23 protein-coding genes and 1 pseudogene are annotated in these 21,590 nt (G+C 66.3%); 8 read left to right on the forward strand and 16 right to left on the reverse strand.

Annotation, left to right across the window (positions count from 1 at the left end; translation table 11 throughout):
• Positions 1 to 31: 31 nt before the first annotated feature.
• From whiA to tpiA, 4 genes are all read left to right on the forward strand, one after another.
• Positions 32 to 1,015 (forward strand): DNA-binding protein WhiA, encoded by a 984-nt coding sequence (whiA, locus tag RPIT_RS04155; protein ID WP_077340945.1) that lies wholly within the window; start codon positions 32 to 34, stop codon positions 1,013 to 1,015.
• A gap of 111 nt (positions 1,016 to 1,126) precedes the next feature.
• Entirely contained in the window at positions 1,127 to 2,122 is a 996-nt protein-coding gene (gap, locus tag RPIT_RS04160) for a type I glyceraldehyde-3-phosphate dehydrogenase (protein WP_077344197.1), read from the forward strand.
• A 105-nt stretch (positions 2,123 to 2,227) separates the two neighbouring features.
• The gene (locus RPIT_RS04165) at positions 2,228 to 3,445 is read left to right on the forward strand and encodes a phosphoglycerate kinase (protein ID WP_077340947.1); all 1,218 of its coding nucleotides are present in this window, start codon (positions 2,228 to 2,230) and stop codon (positions 3,443 to 3,445) included.
• A complete protein-coding gene (gene tpiA / locus RPIT_RS04170; RefSeq protein WP_077340949.1) occupies positions 3,442 to 4,221 on the forward strand; it encodes a triose-phosphate isomerase in 780 nt (259 codons plus the stop codon). The genes RPIT_RS04165 and tpiA overlap by 4 nt, the downstream gene beginning before the upstream one ends.
• 103 nt (positions 4,222 to 4,324) lie before the next feature.
• On the opposite strand, the gene RPIT_RS04175 is transcribed toward tpiA, so the two are convergent.
• The 6 genes from RPIT_RS04175 to RPIT_RS04195 form a co-directional block, all read right to left on the reverse strand.
• Entirely contained in the window at positions 4,325 to 5,677 is a 1,353-nt protein-coding gene (locus RPIT_RS04175) for an HNH endonuclease (protein WP_077340951.1), read from the reverse strand.
• Positions 5,678 to 6,022: 345 nt separating this feature from the next.
• The gene (locus RPIT_RS04180) at positions 6,023 to 6,952 is read right to left on the reverse strand and encodes an amino acid ABC transporter permease (protein WP_077340953.1); all 930 of its coding nucleotides are present in this window, start codon (positions 6,950 to 6,952) and stop codon (positions 6,023 to 6,025) included.
• Entirely contained in the window at positions 6,949 to 7,596 is a 648-nt protein-coding gene (locus RPIT_RS04185; RefSeq protein WP_077340955.1) for an amino acid ABC transporter permease, read from the reverse strand. Before RPIT_RS04185 ends, RPIT_RS04180 begins: the two co-directional genes overlap by 4 nt.
• Positions 7,597 to 7,655: 59 nt before the next feature.
• Complete coding sequence (locus RPIT_RS04190) at positions 7,656 to 8,390, reverse strand: glutamate ABC transporter substrate-binding protein (RefSeq protein ID WP_169835147.1); 735 nt, start codon at positions 8,388 to 8,390, stop codon at positions 7,656 to 7,658.
• Positions 8,378 to 8,533, reverse strand: a complete 156-nt coding sequence (locus tag RPIT_RS15315) for a hypothetical protein (RefSeq protein ID WP_169835148.1) — start codon at positions 8,531 to 8,533, stop codon at positions 8,378 to 8,380. Before RPIT_RS15315 ends, RPIT_RS04190 begins: the two co-directional genes overlap by 13 nt.
• A 40-nt stretch (positions 8,534 to 8,573) precedes the next feature.
• Complete coding sequence (locus tag RPIT_RS04195) at positions 8,574 to 9,317, reverse strand: amino acid ABC transporter ATP-binding protein (protein ID WP_077340957.1); 744 nt, start codon at positions 9,315 to 9,317, stop codon at positions 8,574 to 8,576.
• A gap of 132 nt (positions 9,318 to 9,449) precedes the next feature.
• Here RPIT_RS04195 and secG point away from each other — a divergent pair, with 132 nt between their 5' ends.
• On the forward strand, positions 9,450 to 9,710 hold the full coding sequence (gene secG, locus RPIT_RS04200; protein ID WP_226996332.1) for a preprotein translocase subunit SecG: 261 nt from the start codon (positions 9,450 to 9,452) through the stop codon (positions 9,708 to 9,710).
• A 45-nt stretch (positions 9,711 to 9,755) separates the two neighbouring features.
• On the forward strand, positions 9,756 to 10,112 hold the full coding sequence (locus tag RPIT_RS04205) for an RNA polymerase-binding protein RbpA (protein WP_077340959.1): 357 nt from the start codon (positions 9,756 to 9,758) through the stop codon (positions 10,110 to 10,112).
• 118 nt (positions 10,113 to 10,230) lie between these two features.
• Here the strand turns inward: RPIT_RS04205 and pgl are convergent, their stop codons facing one another.
• The 9 genes and pseudogenes from pgl to RPIT_RS04245 all read right to left on the reverse strand — a co-directional run.
• Positions 10,231 to 10,962, reverse strand: a complete 732-nt coding sequence (gene pgl, locus RPIT_RS04210) for a 6-phosphogluconolactonase (protein ID WP_077340961.1) — start codon at positions 10,960 to 10,962, stop codon at positions 10,231 to 10,233.
• Entirely contained in the window at positions 10,962 to 11,867 is a 906-nt protein-coding gene (locus RPIT_RS04215; RefSeq protein WP_077340963.1) for a glucose-6-phosphate dehydrogenase assembly protein OpcA, read from the reverse strand. The genes pgl and RPIT_RS04215 overlap by 1 nt, the downstream gene beginning before the upstream one ends.
• Before the next feature lie 10 nt (positions 11,868 to 11,877).
• Positions 11,878 to 13,407 (reverse strand): glucose-6-phosphate dehydrogenase, encoded by a 1,530-nt coding sequence (zwf, locus tag RPIT_RS04220; RefSeq protein ID WP_226996333.1) that lies wholly within the window; start codon positions 13,405 to 13,407, stop codon positions 11,878 to 11,880.
• A gap of 80 nt (positions 13,408 to 13,487) precedes the next feature.
• Positions 13,488 to 13,643 (reverse strand): hypothetical protein, encoded by a 156-nt coding sequence (locus RPIT_RS14910; protein WP_157633335.1) that lies wholly within the window; start codon positions 13,641 to 13,643, stop codon positions 13,488 to 13,490.
• Complete coding sequence (locus RPIT_RS04225; RefSeq protein WP_169835149.1) at positions 13,640 to 14,059, reverse strand: hypothetical protein; 420 nt, start codon at positions 14,057 to 14,059, stop codon at positions 13,640 to 13,642. The genes RPIT_RS14910 and RPIT_RS04225 overlap by 4 nt, the downstream gene beginning before the upstream one ends.
• Complete coding sequence (locus RPIT_RS04230) at positions 14,056 to 14,364, reverse strand: hypothetical protein (protein ID WP_218121517.1); 309 nt, start codon at positions 14,362 to 14,364, stop codon at positions 14,056 to 14,058. The genes RPIT_RS04225 and RPIT_RS04230 overlap by 4 nt, the downstream gene beginning before the upstream one ends.
• Entirely contained in the window at positions 14,361 to 15,188 is an 828-nt protein-coding gene (locus RPIT_RS04235) for an SPFH domain-containing protein (protein ID WP_418361377.1), read from the reverse strand. The genes RPIT_RS04230 and RPIT_RS04235 overlap by 4 nt, the downstream gene beginning before the upstream one ends.
• A 7-nt stretch (positions 15,189 to 15,195) precedes the next feature.
• A complete protein-coding gene (locus RPIT_RS04240) occupies positions 15,196 to 15,831 on the reverse strand; it encodes a hypothetical protein (protein WP_077340969.1) in 636 nt (211 codons plus the stop codon).
• A 113-nt stretch (positions 15,832 to 15,944) separates the two neighbouring features.
• Positions 15,945 to 18,223, reverse strand: a pseudogene (locus tag RPIT_RS04245) (nitric-oxide reductase large subunit); the annotation flags it as partial.
• A 270-nt stretch (positions 18,224 to 18,493) separates the two neighbouring features.
• Here RPIT_RS04245 and RPIT_RS04250 point away from each other — a divergent pair.
• Positions 18,494 to 19,414: a heme o synthase gene (locus RPIT_RS04250; RefSeq protein ID WP_077340973.1), complete on the forward strand. Its 921-nt coding sequence runs from the start codon at positions 18,494 to 18,496 to the stop codon at positions 19,412 to 19,414.
• A 38-nt stretch (positions 19,415 to 19,452) separates the two neighbouring features.
• Complete coding sequence (locus tag RPIT_RS04255; protein ID WP_077340975.1) at positions 19,453 to 20,778, forward strand: DUF4921 family protein; 1,326 nt, start codon at positions 19,453 to 19,455, stop codon at positions 20,776 to 20,778.
• 8 nt (positions 20,779 to 20,786) lie between these two features.
• Here the strand turns inward: RPIT_RS04255 and RPIT_RS04260 are convergent, their stop codons facing one another.
• Positions 20,787 to 21,356, reverse strand: a complete 570-nt coding sequence (locus RPIT_RS04260) for a DinB family protein (protein ID WP_077340977.1) — start codon at positions 21,354 to 21,356, stop codon at positions 20,787 to 20,789.
• Between the last annotated feature and the right edge of the window lie 234 nt (positions 21,357 to 21,590).

Genomic DNA, 21,590 nt, shown 5'->3' on the forward strand with positions numbered 1-21,590 from the left:
CTTGCGCACCGCCGTGTGGCACACTGCCCCAATGGCCCTGACGCAGAAGGTGAAATCCGAGCTGGCGACCGTCGTAGCCCCGCACCCCTCGGTGCGGCGCGCGGAGGTGGCCGCCATGCTGCGCTTCGCCGGTGGGCTGCACCTCGTCGGTGGACGCATCGTCATCGAGGCCGAACTCGACACGGGAGCCGCCGCCCGACGTCTGCGCACCTTCATCGCCGACCTGTATTCCGTGGACAGCGAGCTCATGGTCATCAACGGCTCGGGCGTTCGGCGCGGTCCGCGGTACACCCTCCGGGTGGTGCGTGACGGCGAGCAGCTGGCCCGGCTGAGTGGACTGGTCGACCAGAACCGCAGGCCGGTCCGAGGGCTGCCCCCTGCCGTGGTCGCCGGGTCCCCGGCCGACGCCGTCGCCGTCTGGCGTGGAGCTTTCCTGGCCCGCGGCTCCCTCACCGAGCCTGGGCGCTCCATGGCGCTCGAGGTGACCTGTCCCGGCTCCGAGGCCGCCCTGGCGCTCGTCGGAGCGGCGAGGCGCCTCGGCATCTCGGTGAAATCGCGCGAAGTGCGCGGAGTGGAGCGGGTGCTGATCCGCGACGGCGACTCGATCGCGGAGTTGCTCACCCAGATGGGCGCCGCGGAGACCCGCATCACGTGGGAGGAGCGGCGCAAGCGCCGCGAGGTGCGCGCCAACGTCAATCGCCTCGCCAACTTCGACGACGCCAACCTACGGCGCTCCGCCCGCGCGGCTGTCACGGCGAGCGCCCGGGTCGAGAGGGCCATGGAGATCCTGGGGGACCAAGTGCCCGAGCATCTCCGCGCAGCCGGTGAGCTCCGGCTCGAGCATCGCCAGGCCAGCCTGGAGGAGTTGGGGAAGCTGCACGAGCCGCCCCTGACCAAAGATGCGATCGCCGGGCGCATCCGCAGGCTCCTTGCTACCGCCGACAAGATGGCCGACGACGAGGGCGTGCCCAACACCGAGGCCAGTCTCCCTCCCGACCTCCGCGACGTCGACTGAGGCCCCAACAAATCCGACCCCCGATCTTGCCCGGGCCTGCCGAGTGGATAGGATGAAGGTGTCCGCATGCGCCTACTGGCGCAAGGTAGCTCGAAAGGGATCGAATTCCTCATGACCGTTAAGGTTGCAATCAACGGCTTCGGCCGCATCGGCCGCAATTACTTCCGCGCGCTCGTCGCGTCCGGCGCCGATCTCGAGGTCGTCGCCGTCAACGACCTGACCGACAACAAGACGCTTGCCCACCTGCTCAAGTACGACTCCATCCTGGGCCGTTTCGACGGGGAGATCACCTACGACGACGACGCCATCAAGATCGACGGCAAGGAGATCAAGGCGTTCGCCGAGAAGGACCCCGCCGCTCTTCCGTGGGCTGACCTCGGCGTCGACATCGTCGTCGAGTCCACCGGCTTCTTCACCGACGCCACCAAGGCGCAGGCCCACATCGACGCCGGCGCCAAGAAGGTGCTCATCTCGGCTCCCGCCAAGAACGAGGACATCACGATCGTGATGGGCGTCAACGACGACAAGTACGACCCGGCCGCCCACAACATCATCTCGAACGCCTCGTGCACCACGAACTGCCTCGCCCCCATGGCGAAGGCGCTCAACGACGGCATCGGCATCGTCAAGGGCCTGATGACCACGATCCACGCCTACACGCAGGATCAGAACCTCCAGGACGGCCCCCACAAGGACCTCCGTCGCTCGCGCGCCGCCGCCCTCAACATGGTCCCCACCACCACAGGTGCGGCCAAGGCCGTCTCCCTCGTGCTCCCCGAGCTCAAGGGCAAGCTCGACGGCTATGCGATGCGTGTGCCGACCCCGACCGGCTCCGCGACCGACCTCACCTTCGAGGCCTCCCGTGAAACCTCCGTCGAGGAGATCAACGAGATCATCAAGAACGCCGCTGACGGCAAGGTCCTCGTCTACACCGAGGACGAGATCGTGAGCAAGGACATCGAGACCGACCCGGCCTCCTGCATCTTCGACGCCAAGCTGACCAAGGTCATCGGCAACCAGGTCAAGGTGCTCGGCTGGTACGACAACGAGTGGGGCTACTCGAACCGCCTCGTTGACCTGACCGTCATGGTCGGCGAGAAGCTCTGAACCAACCACTAACGGTGGCTTGAGACAACGGCCCTGTGACCTGCCGAGCGCGGGTCGCAGGGCCGTTGTCGCCGCCGCTGACAACCCACCAAGAAAGGCCCTGCTGTGAAGGCACTCGAAGATCTGGGCGATCTCTCCGGCAAGCGGGTACTCATCCGCTGCGACTTCAACGTCCCCCTGGACTCCGACAAGAACATCACCGACGACGGCCGCATCAAGGCGGCCCTCCCGACCCTGAACGCGCTGCGTGACGCCGGCGCGCGGGTCGTCGTCATGGCCCACCTGGGCCGTCCCAAGGGTGAGGTCAACCCCAAGTACTCGCTCGCCCCTGTCGCCGCCCGCCTGGGTGAGCTGCTGGGTGCCGAGGTCAAGCTCGCCGACGACGTCGTGGGCGATTCCGCGAAGGCTGTTGTCGAGTCGCTCTCCGATGGAGACGTCGCGCTCCTGGAGAACGTGCGCTACGAGCCCGCGGAGGAATCCAAGGACGAGGCGGCGCGGCAGGAACTCGCCGACAAGTACGCCGCCTTCGGGGACATCTTCATCTCCGACGGCTTCGGCGTCGTGCACCGGAAGCAGGCGTCCGTCTACGACGTCGCCAAGAAGCTCCCGAACGCCGCCGGCAAGCTGGTGGCGAAGGAGGTCGGCATCCTCAAGCAGCTGACCGAGAGTCCCGAGCGTCCCTACGTGGTTGTGCTGGGCGGTGCAAAGGTGGCCGACAAGCTGGCCGTCATCGACAACTTACTCAAGGTCGCCGACACGCTCATCATCGGCGGCGGCATGGCGTTCACGTTCCTCAAGGCACAGGGCCACGAGATCGGTGCCTCTCTCCTCGACGAGACCAACCTGCAGACCTGCCTCGACTACGTCGAGCAGGCCAAGGCCGCGGGCAAGAAGCTGCTGCTGCCGGTCGACGTGCGTGTCGCTGAGGGCATGGACTTCGACGCGCGGACCGTCACGGGCGACGTCGACGTGGTTGCCGCGAGCGACATCCCCGCGGGCAAGCAGGGCCTCGACATCGGCCCGGAGACCGAGAAGCTGTACGCGGAGGCCATCAAGGGCGCCAAGACCGTGTTCTGGAACGGGCCCATGGGCGTGTTCGAGATCGAGGAGTTGTCCCACGGGACGGCCGCTGTCGCGCAGGCGCTCACCGAGGTGGACGGCCTGTCGGTCGTCGGCGGTGGAGATTCCGCCGCCGCCGTCCGAGCACTCGGCCACGCCGACGACGCCTTCGGCCACATTTCTACCGGCGGCGGCGCGTCGCTGGAGTTCCTGGAGGGCAAGGAACTGCCCGGACTTTCCGCACTGGAGGAGAACAACTCATGACCCGCAAGCCAATCATGGCCGGCAACTGGAAGATGAACGTCGATCACATCGAGGCCACCGGCCTGGTCGAGAAGCTTCATTACACGCTGGTCGACAAGGAATGGGACCCCAAGAAGTCCGACGCGGTGCTCTGCGTCCCCTTCACGGACCTGCGCACCGTCAAGACGCTCATCGACGGCGACCGTCTGCACTTCGGGCTCGGCGCGCAGAACGTCTCGCAGCACGACAACGGCGCCTACACCGGCGAGATCTCGACGGCCATGCTGAGCAAGCTCGGCGTGCAGTACGTCATCGTCGGCCACTCCGAGCGTCGCGAGTACTACGGCGAGACCGACGAGATCATCAACGCCAAGGCGAAGAAGGTCCTCGCCGCCGGCATGACGCCGATCATCTGCGTGGGGGAGGGGCTCGACATCCGCAAGGCAGGCGAGCACGTCGAGTACACGCTGAACCAGGTGCGCGGTACCCTGGCCGACCTGTCGGCCGAGCAGGTCGCGGGCCTGGTCATCGCCTACGAGCCCGTCTGGGCCATCGGCACCGGCGAGGTCGCCACACCCGATGACGCGCAGGAGGTGTGCGGGGCGATTCGTCGTGAGGTCGCCGCCCTGTACGACGAGCCGACGGCAGAGTCGGTGCGTATCCAGTACGGCGGCTCCGTCAAGTCCGGCAACGTCGCTCAGATCATGAGCCAGCCCGACATCGACGGCGCCCTGGTCGGCGGCGCGAGCCTCCAGCCCGACGAGTTCGCCGCGATCGTGCGGTTCTACCAGCTCTGAAATATCCGCTGATCGATGCCGAGTGCCGGCCGCCTTCTGGCGGCCGGCACTCGCGTCTTCGGAGGTGCAGCGACACCAGACGCCCCCGACGCTCGCGAGCACGCTACGCGGAGCGTTGGCGGTCCCGGCCGTACAGGCGCAGTGGTAGCACCGGTTCTGTGCCGTACGGGGTGACGACGTACCGATACCCCAAGGGGCTCTCCCAGAGCGCTCGGCCGAGATTATCAATCCTCACCATCCAGAGCCGAGCTGTCTTGGCGCGGTGGTTACCTCGGCCGAGCGGGATGAGGTTGCGCTGACTGGTCTGACCGGGGGTGCCGTCCGAGCGGTACGGCTGAACGTGATCCAGATCCAGCCCGCCCGTCCGGCGATGGGAGAAGGGGAAAGCCTCGTGCCGCCATCTCCGTAGCACTGCCCGCCTCATCGCGAGGCTGGGACGGTACTGATGCTCGCTGGGGACGCGGGGAAGGTCGATGACGGGGCGCAGTTGCACGGACTTGCCTCCGAGCAGCTCGGCGAGGGTGGTGGTGGCGATGACGGTGGCCTCGTCGATGCGGGCGACGGCATCGGCCCCGACGGCGTCGGCGTCGATGACCACCTCGATGCCCACCTTGGGCAGCAGCTTCTCGATGGGGATGGTGATGGTGCCGCAGGTGTGCCCGGTGCAGCTGCCGGGGAGGAGTCGGTCGGAGTCGCTGTGGCGGGGTTGGCGGTCGTCGGCCTCCTGCTCGATGGGTAGCGATGGTGACGGGTCAGACTCGGCCTGGGCACCACGCTGGATAAGTGCCAGGGCATAGGCCGGGCGCGACAGCACCCCGAACGCCTTGGCGCGGCGGATCGCCATCGGTGAGTCGTCGCCGTGGACGCTCTGCAGGAGCCCGGCGATCTGGGTGAGGGCGGCGTCGAACAGCTTCGCATCCACCACATCCACCGTGGCTTCGATGTAGCCGACCGCGGCATCACCGAGATTTCCCTTGCCGGTGGTGACGGTGACCTGCCGTTGCTGTAAAGCCTGGGCCTCTTCCTCGGCCCGGTGCGGGTCCACCTCGGCGATGAGCTCGGAGAGCTTGTTGAACGCACCCGTCCACGAGTATCGCTCCTGGATGGGCAGCCAGCGCTCGATGACGATCCGGGCGAGTTCGGGCGGAAGGCCCGAGACCGAGTACGACGCCTGGACGGCCCGGTCTGCTTCCACCAGTAGGCGAGACATCCGCTCATACAGCCCGGGCAGTTGCCACTTCAGGTGGACGGCTCCCTCGATCAAAATTGTGGCCTTGCGTCGGGAGATCCCCAGCAGCGCCGCGACCTCCGGCGCTGCGTACTCGGAGATCAGCGGGGCTCCGGGTCCGCCGAACGGGTGGACCTCCTCGATCAGCGCGTCAGAGACGAGCGCTCCGTGAGTTTCCTCGGCACCGCGGGGAAGGACGTACTGCTCTGCCAACTCCGCAAGCAGCACGGTCTGATCAGCCTGGGCGCGGCGCTCAGCCTAGATCCACCGATTCACCGCTGCTACGCGACCCCATGCAGGCACACCGGCATCGCCGATCACGCTCAAGGTACGCCCGGTAGCTCTTCGCGTGCATCGTCTTGCCGGTGCACCCACCTGGTGCCGCTCGCTGCGCGACCAATCGGTGGATCCAGGCTCAGCCAGGCGTGCCGCGAGCAACCGGTCCGCGATATCGCGAGCCTGAGCTATTCCCATAGGTGCACTCTACGTACGTGGTCCGACAAAACGGCGACAGAACGGGTCCGAGCCGGCAGAATCCGCCAGAAGTTCTCTCAACGCGTCCGGCGGGAAGGGTCAGCGTCGGCCGTCGCCGAACGGGTTCTTGTCCTCATCAGTCACGACATCAGCGCCGGTCGCCACCAGGTCGATCGCATGTGCGTCGGCCTGGCTGATGGACGACGCGCTGGCAGGCCTTCGAGCGAGCCAGCGGGCGAAGGCCGACAGTGCCAGGTTCACGGCCAGATAGATCACCAACACGATCGTGAACAGCGAGAAGGACACCGTGGTGGAGCCGTAGAAGTCACGGAGCTGCTGCGAAATCCGCAGGATCTCCGGGTAGGCGACGATGTAGGCCAGTGATGTGTCCTTGAGCAGCACCACGAGTTGGGCCACGATGATCGGCAGCATCTGCCGGAACGCCTGCGGAAACTCAATCAGCATCCGGGTCTTGAACGGCGTGAGGCCCAGCGACAGGCCCGCCTCGCGCTGTCCGCGGGGGAGAGCGGCGATACCCGAGCGGAGTGCCTCACCGATGATGGCACCGTTGTAGACGGCGAGCGCCCAGACGGCGGCCCAGTATCCGTTGGTCCTCATCACCAGCAGGATGAACAGCATCATGAGAAGGACGGGCATGCCACGGAAGAGTTCAAGAATGATCGCCACAGGAACGCGGATGACGACGCTGCGCGCGGTTCGACCGAAGGAGAACGCGACGCCGATGAGCACTGCGAGCACGGCGGCGAGCGCCGCCACCCGCAGAGTGCCCATGAGCAGGCCGTCGATGAGGAGGCGCCGCCAGAACTGGACGTCGAGCGCGAACTCCCAGCGCTCCGGAGAGAAGACGCCCGTCAGGACCACGCCGTTGACAGTGGTGCGGGGGAGGGCGAGGGCCACGATCAGCCAGACGAAGGCGCCGACGATCACGGTGAAGGAGATGTAGGAGATCAGCCGGCTGCGCGCCCGCGTCTTGGGGCCGGGCGCGTCGTAGAGGACTGAGGCGCTCACCGGATCACCGCCACTTTCCGCTCCACCACGCCGGCCAACTGACCGAGCGGGATGGTGATGACAAGGTAGAGACAGGCGACGGCAACCAGGATGTTGATCACCTGGTCGCCGTGGGCGTTGGCGAGCACCTTCGACTCGGCGACCAGCTCGACCACGTAGAAACCAGCCGCCACGGAGGTGTTCTTGGTGAGGGCGATGATGACGTTGATGAGCGGCGCCACGACCATGCGGATGGCCTGGGGGAAGACGATGGAGGTGACAGTCTGGCCGAAGCTGAGCCCCAGGCTACGGGCGGCCTCGGCCTGCCCGATAGGCACACCGTTAATGCCTGATCGCAGCGCCTCGGCGATGAACGGCGACGTGTAGATACTGAGAGCGATCCCCGCGCCCAGCAGGTAATCGAAACGAATCTGCAGAGTGGGCAGAACGATCGCGAAGAAGAAGAACACCAACGTCAGCGGGGTGTTGCGGACGATCTCGGTGTAGAGGGTCGCAATCCACCGAAGGCTCGCCACAGGCGAGATGCGCAGCAACGCCACGAGGTTGCCAAGCACGATGGAGCCGAGCGCTCCCATGCCGAGGAGTTGGAGCGTAACACCGAACGCGCGCATCAGCGCCGGCCAGTTGTCGATGATTACCTGCACAGGGCTTGCCCTCCGGTGAGGCGTGGCACCGGGCGGTCAGCCCGGCGCCACGCGACTGGTCAGTAGCGGTCGACCGACGGCGGTTCCGGGGTCTCCAGCACGGTCCCGGCCGTCGATTCCCAGGCCGCCTCCCAGCGCCCGTCCTCGTAGGCGGCCTCGAGCGTGTCGTTGATGAAGTCGCGGAAGTCGTCGTCCCCCTTCTGCAGGCCGATGCCGTACGGCTCAGCGGTGAAGGTGCCGTCGACGACGGCGAACTCGTCACCGTTCTGCGACACGAGACCCGCGAGGATCACGTTGTCGGTGGTCAGCGCATCGGCCTGGCCACCCCGGATGGGCTCCAGGCAGTCCGAGTACTTGTCGACGGCGAGCACGTTGTCGGTGTACTCCCGAATGTTCTTCTCAGACGTTGAGCCGGTCACCGTGCAGACGGTCGCATCACCGATGCTCTCCGGATCGCTGGTGATGTTCAGCGGGTTCGACGCGGGAACGAGGAAGGACTGGCCCGCCTCGTAGTAGGGGCCGGCGAAGTCGATGACTTCCTTGCGGGTGTCGTTGATTGTGTAGGTGGCCACGACGATGTCCACCTGGCCGTTCTGAATGAACGGCTCGCGGTTCTGCGAGACCGTCTCCACGAATTCGATCTGGTCGGCGGACAGCCCAAGCTCCGACGCGATGAGCTTGGCGATCTCGACATCGAAACCTTCGGGGACGCCCGAGGCGCCGACGAGGCCGAACAGTGGCTGGTCGTACTTGGTCCCGACGGTGATCTTGCCGGCGTCCTTCAGCTTGGCCATCGTGCTGCCTTCGGGAAGGTGGCGTCGGTGTTGACCTCGGTGTCGTCGGTTTCGGTGGTGGTCGAGCTGTCGGTGCAGGCGGCCAGGCTCAGGCTGACGGCCGCTGCCATGGCGATCGCGCCGAATGTCTTCTTGATGTTCATGCTTCGTCCTTTGCTGGTGGTGGGGTGGGTGCTGCTGGATTCAGTGGAGGATCTTGGACAGGAAATCTTTGGCCCTTTCTGAGGTGGGGTTGGTGAAGAACTGGTCCGGCTCCGCCTCCTCGACGACGGCGCCATCGGACATGAAGATCACGCGGTCGGCGGCCTTCCGGGCGAAGCCCATCTCGTGGGTGACGACGATCATGGTCATGCCGGCCCTGGCGAGTTCGACCATGACGTCGAGGACTTCGTTGATCATTTCGGGGTCGAGGGCGGAGGTCGGCTCGTCGAGCAGGATCAGCTTCGGGTCCATGGCCAGTGACCGCGCGATGGCCACGCGCTGCTGCTGCCCTCCCGAGAGTTGGGCGGGCATCTTGTGGGCGTGGTCCTCGACTCCGACCCGGGTGAGCAGTTCCATGGCCCGCTTCTCCGCGTCGGCCTTCTTCATCCTGCGCACCTTGATGGGTGCGAGGGTGACATTGTCGAGGACTGTCTTGTGGGCGAAAAGGTTGAACGACTGGAACACCATTCCCACGTCGCTGCGGAGCTTGGCGAGTTGGGCACCCTCTTCCGGCAACTGCTGACCGTCGATGGTGATCGTCCCCGAGTCTATGGTCTCGAGCCGGTTGATGGCGCGGCAGAGGGTCGACTTGCCGGAACCCGACGGGCCGATGACGACGACGACCTCTCCCTCCGCGACGGTCGTGGTGATGTCCTTGAGGACGTGGTGCGTCCCGAAGTACTTGTTCACCATGTCGATCTCGACGAGCGGTCGGGTGTCGTTCATTTCCGCAGGCTAGCCCCATCGGGTGGCAGTGGGGCGTGAGTTGGGAGTTGATTAACCGAACCGTTACATCCTCAATGATCGGCGAGGGCGCCGGATGTGGAGAAACACGTGCCGTCGGTTAGTATCTACCGCGTGATTGTCCCCCTCGTTTCCTGGCCCGTGACGACGCTTTCGATCATTGTTGTGATCCTCAGCATCCTCCTGGCGGCCACCGTCCTCCTCCACAAAGGCCGTGGCGGCGGAATGTCCGATCTGTTCGGCGGCGGTATGTCGACCTCCATGGGTGGAGCCTCGACCGCTGAGCGACGACTTGACCGGATCACGGTCGTGTTGGCGCTCATCTGGCTGCTGACGATCGTCGGGCTGCTGGTGCTGTACCGCATCGGCGCCTGAGCGCGGCACAAACACACTCACCCCTCTTTCAAGGAGAATCTCAACGTGGCAGGTGGCAACGCCATTCGAGGCAGCCGTGTCGGCGCCGGTCCCATGGGCGAGGCAGAGCGCGGAGACTCCGCGCCCCGCACTCGCGTGTCCTACTTCTGCGCAGGCGGGCATGTGACGCGTCCCGCGTTCGCCGTCGACGCACCGATCCCCGAGTCCTGGGACTGCCCTCGCTGCGGTCTCCCCGCCAACACGGATGAGGAGAACCCCCCGCCGCCGCCGAAGATCACGCCTTACAAGACGCATCTGGCCTACGTGAAGGAGCGCCGCACCGACGCCGAAGCGGAGCAGATCCTAGAGGAGGCGGTCACCGCCCTGCGCGCCCGCCGCGCCAGCGGCGAAGTGATCTACTGAACCAGTAGAGAAGGCCCCGGTCCCCGAGGACCGGGGCCTTGTGCGTTGTCTCGTCGCCGACCGACCTCGGCCAACGACAACGGTCACGAAACGCCAACCGACATCCAGGGGTACGTGATCAGAACGAGCAGGAGTGTTGCGGGGGGAGGTCGGCCGCAGCCGCCTCGTCGAGGAACCAGACGGTGGCGCCCTCGGCCTGGATGTGCGCCGCGGGGAGCGACAGGTCGCCGTCGAGGGTCCGTGCCACGGCGTTGGCCTTCACGTCGCCCGTCGCCATCACCCAGATCTCGGCGGAGTTGTTGAGCGCCGGGATGGTGAGAGAAATGCGCTCGGCTGGAGGTTTGGGGCTGTCCTCCACGCCGATGACCTTGCGGTTTGTCGGATCGAAGCTCGGATGGTTCGGGAAGATCGACGCGACGTGGCCGTCTGGCCCGATGCCCAGCAGGGTGAGGTCGAAGTGCGTCTCTCCGAGTTCCGACTCGTACTCAGCAGCAGCCTCGTGGGAGTCCTTGCGCCCGTCCTGGGCGGCCATCATGTGCGTGTCGGCCGACCTGATGGAGATGGTTCGCGCGAGCCGGGTCACGGCTTGCTGCGAGTTCCGGTCGGGGTCGGTCGCCGGCACGAAGCGCTCGTCGCCCCACCACAGCTGGAGCCTCGTGGAGTCGAGCTCGGAGTGCTCCGCCAGCTCAGCAAAGCGCTCATACATGTCGTTGGCCGCATTACCCCCGGTCAGGCAGAGATGGACGACGGGTTGGCGCTGCTGGAGCTGCAGGACGCGCTTGAGGAGTTGCGCTGCAACCGCCTCGCTCACTTCCGCGGCGTCCGACAGCCTGACCACCCGCGTGTGCACTAGCGACCCTCCGCCTCGGCCGCCACTCGCCTGGTGGCCGCCTCGAAAATGTCATCGGCATCCATCCGCTGCAGTTCCTCGGTGAGGAGGTCGGTGAGCGGTCGACGGCGCAGTGCCACCGTCCGCTGCGGCTGGCCCGGAACCTGGTAGAGGGCCGTACCGTCGTGGATGCGGTTGATCGTGATCGGGCCGTCAGGGGTGTCGAGGATCACCTCGTTGACACCCGGCTGTTCCCCGTCCACGCGACGTATCTCGACGCCCAGACGGTCCTCGAGCCAGGCGGCGAGCAGGGTGGCAGGGGCGTTGTCCGGCGCTGAACGCACCATGCCCCCCGTGACCGTGGCCTGCGACTGATCCAGCGCTGCGGCGAGCAGCGCCCGCCACCTCGTCAGGCGTGTCCAGGTGAGGTCGGTATCCCCTGGAGCATGGTTCCCCGCGCGGCGCGTCAGCGCCTCTCGAGGGTCCGACTCTCCCGCGGCATCGGTGATCCGGCGGTCGGCCAGCGACCCGATGGGGTCGTCCGCAAGATTGTCGGGCGCGTGGTTCGGCCACCACACGATCGTGGGGGAGTCAGGCAGGAGGAGAGGCAGGCAGATCGCGTCCCCGTGGTGCTGCAGCTCGCCGTGGAGCCGCAGCACGACCAGGTCGCCGGGCAGTCCCTCGCCCACCTCGATCTTGGCATCCAGCCTCGGTTCTTCGGCGTCGACGTAGGTGACGACGATGACCCGCGACGGGTGAGCCGTGGCGGAGGCCTTGGCTGCCTCCAGCACCTCATCGAAGTGGAAGTCGTTGGTGACGATGAGCAGGGTCAATACGAGCCCGCTGGCTGAACCGACGGTGCGGCGGGCCTTGATGAGCGCGGAGGCGATCTCGCGGGAGGACGTGTCTGAGAGGTCGAGAATCATCGGTAACTCCTTACGGCCTGCGCCAGACGAAGCCGTCACGCGCGAGCATGTCGTGGGCGCTCTGCGGGCCCCAGGTCCCTGACTCGTACTGTTCCGGCTCCTCGTCGAGGGAGGCCCAGTACTCGATGACGGGGTCGAGGATCTTCCAGCTCAATTCGACCTCCTCCTGCTGCGGGAACAGCGGGGGATCGCCGAGGAGGACGTCGAGGATCAGCCGCTCGTAGGCCTCCGGCGAGGACTCGGTGAAGGAGCCGCCGTAGCCGAAGTCCATCGAGACCTCACGGATCTCCATCTGCGTGCCCGGCACCTTGGCGCCGAAGCGGAGGGTGACCCCTTCGTCGGGCTGGATGCGCATGACCAGAGCATTCGTGCCGAGCTCCTCTGTGTCGGTGGCGGTGAACGGCAGGTGCGGAGGACGCTTGAAGCTGAGCGCCACCTCGGTCACCCGCCTCGGCATGCGCTTGGCCGTCCGCAGATAGAACGGAACCCCGGCCCAGCGGCGGTTGTCGATGTCGACCCGGATCGCGGCGAACGTCTCGGTGTGTGAGTCGTCGGGTACGCCGTTCTCCTCGAGGTAGCCGATGACCTCCTTGCCCCCCTGCCACCCGGCGGCGTACTGACCGCGCGCGGTGTAGAGGTCGTAGCGCTCCGGCACTTTGGCGGCCGCGAGCACCTTCTTCTTCTCCGTGCGGAGCTGGGCCGCCTCGAACGAGGTGGGTTCCTCCATGGCGGCGAGCGCCAGCAGTTGGAGGAGGTGGTTCTGCATGACGTCGCGCGCGATGCCGATGCCGTCGAAGTAGCCGGCGCGGCCACCGATGCCGATGTCCTCGGCCATCGTGATCTCGACGTGGCTGACGTAGTGGTTGTTCCAGATCGGCTCGAACAGCTGGTTCGCGAAGCGGAGCGCCAGGATGTTCTGGACGGTCTCCTTACCGAGGTAGTGGTCGATGCGGAACACCTCGTGCGGCTCGAACAGGGAGCTGACGACAGCGTCGAGTTCCTTGGCCGACTCGAGGTCGTGGCCGAAGGGCTTCTCGATGACGACGCGGTTCCAGTTGTTCTCCGTGCGTTCGGCCATGCCGTGCTTGCGCAACTGCGAGGTCACCGTCTCGAAGCCCGACGGGGGGATCGAGAGGTAGAAGGCATGATTGCCGCCGGTGCCGCGGGCCTCGTCCAGCTCCTGAATCGTCTCGCGTAGCCGCTCGAAGGCGGCGTCGTCGTCGAAGGAGCCCGGGACGAAGCGGATGCCCTCCAGGAGCTGCTCCCACACTTCCTCGCGGAACGGTGTCCTCGAGTTCTCCTTGACGGCGTCGTGCACGACTTCGGCGAAGTCCTGGTTGGCCCAGTCGCGCCGGGCGAATCCCACGAGCCCGAAGCCAGGCGGCAGCATGCCGCGGTTAGCGAGATCGTAGACCGCCGGCATGAGCTTCTTGCGGCTGAGGTCGCCCGTGACGCCGAAGATCACCAGGACGCACGGGCCGGCGATGCGCGGCAGGCGGCGATCCTGCGGATCGCGCAGAGGGTTAACGTAGGTGTTCATCCCGGCCCACATTACCGTTCACCCGCACCTGCCCGACCGCTCTGTATCAGTCCGGACCTGGGCCTGACGCGGGTCTGGACTCAACCGAACCAGCCGAGCATCACGCAACCCACGGTGAACACCACCAGGGCGAGGAACATCAGGATGGTGAGGATCGCACTCTCGGCTTCGCTGGGCTGCTCGTGTTCGGCCTGGTAGCGCTCGACGTCGAACTCCTGAGGGGTTTCGGTGGTCATGTGAGGCCTCCTAGTCGGGAGAAGTCGGAGATCAGCGCCGCGGTGAGGATGACGAAGACCACGGCCATGAAGAATGTGTAGAGCCACCGGTGGGGATGGTCCGCAGACCAGAACCGTTTGAGGCTCACGATGCCGTTGATGACGGCGTAGACGCACAGCGCGATCCCGATCGGAGCCGCGACCCAGCCCGCCAGGCTGGCCATCGGCACGAGGACCGGCACGAGCAGATAGGTGATCAGGCAGCGGACCCCGGAGACCGCGACGGAGGCGCGGAAGGCACGGTGGGCACCCTCGGCCTTCCGCGGCGCCGTCGCATCGACGCCGAGCATGCCCCGCATCGCACGGTCGGCTGCGCCGTCGGACCGGAAGGTGGTCTGTGAACCGGTGATGGCCGTCGCCCGAGCTGCGGAACTCACGGTGCCTCCACGTCCTGTGGGGTGGACACCCGGACACCCTTGTAGTGCCGCCATAGCCGTACTCCGCCCACTACCGCGAGCAGCACCCCCATCCCTCCGACGACGACACCGATGAACAGGCCGAGGTAGAGGGGGTCCAGGGGAACCTCGCCTTCCGGACGTTGCGACATCACCCCGACGAGGAAGCCGAACAGCGGGGACAGGGCCGCGATGCACACCCCGAGGGTGAGCATCCAGAAGCCCGGTGCGGTCGGCACCAGCCGCACGGGGCGGCCGGGTGTTGTGTCAAGAGACGTGTCGCTCATCGTGATTCACCTTCCAGGGGCCGGTCGACGACCTTCAGGCCGTGTGTCTGTGGGGGTGCGCTGCTGGGATCATCGTCCCCGGCAAAGCGCTGCACGGCCTGCACGATGGGGCCGACGATGTCCATCGGGAGAGGAAAGACCACCGTCGAGTTCTGGTCGGCGCCGAGCTCGAGCAACGTCTGCAGGTAGCGCAGCTGGAGTGAGGCCGGGGCCTCACTGAGCGTCAGCGCGGCGTCGCGCAGTTCCTTGGAGGCCTGCAGTTCGCCGCGCGCGCTGATCACCTTCGCGCGCCTCTCGCGTTCCGCCTCGGCCTCGCGGGCCATGGCGCGCTGCATCATCTCGGGGATCTCCACGTCCTTGATCTCGACGACGCTGGCCTCGACACCCCACTCCTGCGTCTGCCTGGCAATGGACTGGGCGAGGTCCTCGTTGAGGTCGGCACGGTGGGCCAGCAGCGTGTCGAGATCCGCGCGTCCGACCACTGAACGCAGCGTGGTCTGCGCGAACTGCGAGGTGGCGATGGCGTGGTTCTCCACCGACATCACGGCCTGCACCGGGTCCGTGACCCGGAACATGACCACCGCGTTGACGCGGGCGGTCACGTTGTCTCGGGTGATGACCTCCTGCGGGGGGATGGTCAGCGTGACCGTGCGCAGATCGATGCGGATCAGCTTGTCGAGGAACGGGAGCATGAACACAAGCCCCGGACCCAGAGCTCCACGGAGCCGGCCGAGGCGGAACGCCACCACACGCTCGTACTCACGCACGACGCGGATCGAGGCGAACGCGAACGCCGCGAGGAGGAGGACCGCGAGAATCCCCATGATGATCTCAGTTGGCATGATCGATTCTCCTGTCCGACGCGTAGCTGGTGCGTGCGCGGGTGATGGCCGCGGCGGCGGCCTGGCGGTCTTCCATGGTCTGGTCGAGCGTGCGCACCACTGCGCCGAGGGGATCGGCAGGGGTGCGACGCAGATGTGCCCACAGGGGCAGGGCCCCCAGCGCGATGAGGAATGCCGTCGCCAGCGCCAACACCTGGCTGGTCCAGCTCGTGACCATGAGAGCGGTGAGGGCCGGCCACAGCACGGCAAGGACGGTGACCGAACAGGCGATTCCACGGTGGAACCGGGCGGACTCCGAGGCGGGCCACGGATCGACGTGGCGCTTCATCTCGCGCCCGTCGTCGGAGGCCGTGCAGGTGTCCTTGACCGGACAGGAGTTGCACACCAGCGGGAGCCCCCGGTAGCGCATCACCCGGTTGTCCGGGTCGAAGGACTTCGGGTAGAGCCACTGGTCCTCGGGGCAGAGCCAGGCGTCGTGGTTCTCGTGGTAGACGAAACCACCTGCGCGATCCTCCTCGATCCGGGTCTGGGCACGCTTGGCCAACTGGTCAATGCCGTACGCGACGAGCAGCAGCAGCACGCCGTAACCGGCGCCGAGCCACGCCATCATCTCGATGTCCGTCATGGGCGATCAGGGTCCTCGGGAGCCCGCCTGTCGGACGCGTAGCGGCTGCGGGGCAGCTCGGGCGCGGCCGCCGGCGCGGCGGTGAGGCCGGTGCGGTCCTCCCGGGCCTCGTCCGACTCGATGACGAAGAGGGTCTCGGGTTCCATCGCCGTGACGGTTGCGGGGATCGCGTGCCGGACCCCGAGCCAGGCGAGCCAGACGAACGGCAGGATGCCGCCTACGAGGAAGACCACGTCGCCGGGCATGCGGAGCCATTCGAGGATGACGTTGCCGGGCTGCGCGATGTAGCCGAGCGTGCGGGCCTCGAAGTAGCCCTCGTTGACGGAGTGCCACAGCTGGAGGACGCCCAGCGGCAGCAGCGTGGCGAAGACCATCCAGGCCAGTCCGATGTTGAGGCACCAGAACGAGAGCTTCGCCATGTTGTCCGACCACTTCTCGGGCTTGATGATGTAGCGCAGAGCGAAGAGCGCCAGCCCGACGGCGAGCATGCCGTAGACGCCCATCATCGAGCCGTGCGCATGGTTCGCGGTCAGCGCGGTGCCGATCTGGTAGTAGGAGACGATCGGCAGGTTGATGAGGAAACCGAAGACGCCTGCTCCCACGAAGTTCCAGAACCCGACGGCGACCAGGAACATGACTGACCAGCGGTGGGGGAAGGGGGCGCTGCTGCGCGACTCCTGCTTGGAGCCCAGCTGGAGGAACGTCCACGCCTCAACCGTGAGGAAGGTCAGCGGGATCACCTCCAGTGCCGAGAAGAACGCGCCAAGGGCCATGTGCTCGACGGGCGTGCCGGAGAAGTAGAGGTGGTGCATCGTGCCGATGACACCGCCCGCCGAGTAGAGGATGACGTCGAGGAAGATGAGCTGGATGGCGATCTTGCGTCGGACGACCCCCAGCATGACGAAGATGTACGCGACCATGACCGTGGTGAAGAGCTCCAGGAAGTCCTCGACCCAGAGGTGCACCACCCAGAACCGCCAGAACTCGGCGACGGTGAGGTGAGTGTCGTTGGTGGCGAGCAGCCCGACGGCGTAGAAGGCGGGAATCGCGAGCCCTGCGTAGAAGAACAGCCAGGGCATGTTGAACTTCGACTCGCTGCGCAGCCGCGACCGGATCGCCCGGTAGATGATGAGGATCCACAGGAAGAGCCCGATCACGAGCAGGATCTGCCAGAACCTCGGCAGATCGAGGTACTCCCACTGCTGGTCGAAGAAGATCGATCCGGCCGCCCAGTCGGGGCCGAAGGTGCTGATCGCCGTGCCGGCGAGCATCCCGACAACGACGACGGTCAACGCGCCGAGGAGACCGTAGGTCAGCCAGTGCTGCCGCTTGGGTTCCCGGCCGGAGATGATCGGCGCAAGGAAGATCGCCGCGGCCAGGAAGGCGGCCGCCGTCCAGAGGAGCGACAGTTGGAGATGCCAGGTGCGGGCCAGGTTGAAGGGCAGGACCTGAGCCAGATCGATCCCGAAGAAGCTGGAGAGCTCGGCGCGGTAGTGCTCCACCGCCGCGCCCAGCGTCGACTGCACGAGGAAGAGTAGCGAGACGACGAGGAAGAACCAGGCGGTGGCCTTCTGAGCCTTTGTGATCCCGACCTTGCCTGGCTGCAGGAACGACAGGCTGGGTGTCTCGCTGCTCTGCCAGCCGATCTTTTTGCTCCAGCGGCCGTAGACGGCGAAGAGAGCGCCGAGGCCCGCCAACAGCGCGATGAGCGACATCGCGGACCAGACGAGGATGTCGGCGGTGGGCCTGTTGTCGACACGCGGCTCAGGCGGCCAGTTGTTCGAGTAGGAGTAATCGTGTCCGGGCCGCTCCGCCGCGCTCGCCCACGCTGTCCAGCTGAAGAAGGCGGTGAGTTCGTGGATCTGGTCGGGGTCGGTGATCTTGGAGGGCAGCAAGCCGTGCTCGGTCGTGTCGACGCCGAAGAATTCCGCGTAGTACTGCTTGATCTCGTTGAAGGCGCTGACCTGTTCGGGGGTGTATTCGAGCACGCCACTCGATTCGTCGTAGCGGTTCTCCCTCATGTGCTCCACGGTCTCCGCGGCGGCGTCCTGCACGTTCTGAGCACGCAGTTGCTCCGTGACGTGCTCGCTCGCCAGACGGAGGTATTCAGCGGTGTAGTCAGGGCCCAGGTAGGCGCCGTGGCCCATGATCGAGCCGTACTGCTGGAGCCCCCGACGCAGGAAGATCTCCTGACCCGCGCTGATGTCATCCTCGGTGAAGACCACGTCGCCGGTGTCTGCGGCGACGACCTGCTGGGGGAGTGGCATCCCGTCGCTGTAGGTGCGGTAGGCGAGGAAGCCCATCACGAAGAATCCGAAGATGAAGACCAGCGCCACGCCCTGGACCCATCCTTTGGAGATGGCCAGCTCGGCCTTCGACGGGTTGAGGTCGGGGTTGTCCTTGACGAGACTCACGTGTCCACCACCTGGTTGTCTGTTTGGCCTCGGTGCCATGTTTCGGGGAACACTAGCGAGCTCACAGGATTTTGACAATCGAATCGTAAAAATTGTCCGCTTGAGTGGAGGATCGGGTGACTAGGGTCAACGCTGACGTGTCGGCGCCGAGTCTAACCAACCGACGGCTCGACCGCTGCAGCTTTGGGGACGCCGCGCGCTCGCGGGTAGACTCCACGCGAACGGTCGTACCGGGAGAGGGGTGTTCAGTGGCTGTGCAGAGCGCCGCAGCGTCCGCGGAGGTACGCCTCGTTGACGTGATCAAGGCCTACGTGGCACTGACCAAGCCCCGCATCATCGAACTCCTGCTGGTGACCACCGCCCCGGCCATGTTCCTGGCGGCCGGGGGACTCCCGCCGTGGGAGTTGATCCTGTTCACCATGGTGGGAGGGCTGTTCGCCGCCGCGTCCGCGAACACGTTCAACTGCGTCCTCGACGCCGACATCGACGAGGTCATGCGCCGGACCCGCCGACGCCCCATGCCCCGCCACCAGGTGTCTTCGCGGAACGCGACGATCTTCGGGTTCGTGCTCGGCATCATCGCGACACTGATCCTCGGCCTGGGCACCAACTGGCTCTCCGCCTTCCTCGCCATGACCGCGAACGCGTTCTACGTCTTCGTTTACACCATGTTGTTGAAGCGGCGGACGTGGCAGAACATCGTGTGGGGTGGGATCGCGGGCTGCTTCCCCCCACTCGTGGGCTGGACCGCAGTCACGGGCAGCATCGACTGGCCCCCGCTGATCCTCTTCGCGATCGTCTTCCTCTGGACCCCGCCGCACACCTGGGCGTTGGCCTTCCGCTACAAGGACGATTACGCGGCAGCACAGGTCCCGATGCTGCCAGTGGTGCGCTCGGCTCCGCGCGTGGCCACCCAGATCTTCTGGTACACGCTCGCCACCGTCGTGGTCTCGCTGCTCCTGTGGCCGGTGACCCCCACCGGCCCGCTGTACCCCATCGCCGCGGCTGCCTTCGGGCTGGTGTTCCTCTACGAGGCGGCGCAACTCTGGCGCCGGGCCCACGCGGGCGCCGAAGGTGCCCAACTCAAGGCGATGCGGCTCTTCCACTGGTCGAACACGTACCTGGCCCTTCTCTTCCTCGCCGTCGCGATCGACCCGCTTATCTTCTAGACCGGCACCCCGCCCGGCCCGGGAGTAGGGTCGAGGGCATGCAGCCGTACTCGCGCGAACCGGAGTACCTCAGCGTGCTTGCCGACGGCACCGTCAAGCAGCTCAATCCGTTCACAGGGACGGAAGTGTGGACGGTTCCGGGCCGGGGCAACCGACCGTTGGGCATCAATCGTCCCTACCCGCTGCCGCTGAACCCCGACGAGGAGGGCAGGCACTGCGCCTTCTGCGAGCGCCGCTACCTCGACACACCGCCGGAGAAGTCCAGGGTCATCCGCACCGAGGACGGATGGGAGACGATCTACCGCAGCCCTGCCGAGGACCTGTTCGCGACGGTCGCTGAGTTCCGCAGGATCCCCAACCTGTACGAGATCCTGAGCTTCGATTACTGGCACGCCAACTACGGCTTCCAGTTGCCGGGCCGCGTGCAACAACGCAAGGACGCCTATCTCGCCTCTCCGGAGGGGAGAGCGCACGTCGTCTCGGTGATCAGGGGGAAGCTGCTGTCCTCAGGGCTCTCCGACGAGGAGGTGGACGCGCTGGGCGCGGAGGACCTGGTCGGTCAGGCCTCTGGGTTCTTCGGCGGAGGGCACGACCTCGTCGTCGCCCGACGGCACTTCGTCGACGGCGCTGTCGACGATTCCCAGCTGGCGTCGTCTGGCACCCTGTCGCCGGACGAGCACGCGACGTTCATCCGGTACACGGTGGAGTCCGTCAGGATGGCCTACGACGTGAACCGGTACGCCCGCTACGTGACGGTCTTCCAGAACTGGTTGAAGCCCGCGGGCGCATCGTTCGACCACCTGCACAAGCAACTCGTCTCGATCGACGAACGTGGCGTCCAGCACGAGGCCACGCTGGCGAAGCTCCGGAACAACGGCAACCTGTTCAACGACGTCGGCGCCAACTATGCGATGTACCGAAACCTCGTGATCGCGGAGAACGAGCATGCCCTTGCTTTCGCGGGTTTCGGGCACCGGTTCCCGACCATCGAGATCTACTCGAAGAGCGAGCAATCCGATCCGTGGGAGATGGACCGGGCGGAGGTGCGCGGGATGAGCGATCTGATCCACGCGATGCACGCCGCCACGGGACCCGACGTCCCCTGCAACGAGGAGTGGCACTACCGGCCGATCGATGTCTCCATGCCGATGCCGTGGCGGGTCATGTTGAAATGGCGCGTCTCGACGCTTGCCGGATTCGAGGGCGCCACCAAGATCTACCTCAACACCATCCCTCCGACCGGGCTGCGCGATCGTGTGGTGGCTGCGCTCCGGAGCCTGCGGGAGAAGGGCCTGATCGTCCCCGACCTGATGATCGGGGCTGAGGCGCAGACCCGCCCCAACCCGCTGCGCTACCGACGGTGAGCTGCGGGCTACCCGAACGACTCCGCGATGGCGGTCAGCCGTAGCACCCGGGTGTCCCATCCGCCCTCGGGCACCCAAAGGTTGGTGTTGTCTCCACGCAGCCCGGCCAGGCCGTCGATCCCCTCACGGATGATGTCGGCGTGTCCTGCGTGTCGGGCGATGTCGCCGAGGACGTGGACGAGGACGTCACCCAACGTCGTGTCGCCACGCTCGCCCCACCAGCTCACGTGTCCGGGGGTGTCGAGGGTCTGCTCGGCGATGGCTGCGTCCACGTGGCTGGCGACCTCACGGTAGGTGGAGAGCAGTTCCGCTGCGGCCTCCGACTCCGTGGCCGCGAGGTCCCCGTTGGGGTCGGCGTCGTAGTCGATGTCCGGAGGGTTCAGCCCGCTCGATCGGCCGAAACTGGTGATGAAGTACTCGTGTTCCACCCAGGCGCAGTGCTTGACGAGGCCGAGCAGATTTGTGCCGGTCGGGGTCCGCGGTAGCCGCAGGTCACGCTCGCTGAGCCCTTCGCATTTCCACAGCAGAGCGTCGCGGTTGAACTGGAGCTGGCGCAGGAGCGTTTCCTTGAGGTCCATGGGCCATTGTCACACAGGGCGAGGAACGAGCGGTGGCCCCTCCTCCGTCTCGGGGAGTAGCGGGCGAGGAATGAGCGGTGGCCCCTCCTCCGTCTCGGGGAGTAGCGGGCGAGGAATGAGCGGTGGCCCCTCTTCCGTCTCCCCGAGTAGCGAGTGAGGAACGAGCGAGCGTATCGAGGGGCCTGCCGCGAGGCTCCGCTGAGCTCAGTCGGTGGCCATCTCGCGTGCCCTTCG

The sequence above is a fragment of the Tessaracoccus flavus genome (genome assembly GCF_001997295.1).
Taxonomy (GTDB): Bacteria; Actinomycetota; Actinomycetes; order Propionibacteriales; family Propionibacteriaceae; genus Arachnia; species Arachnia flava.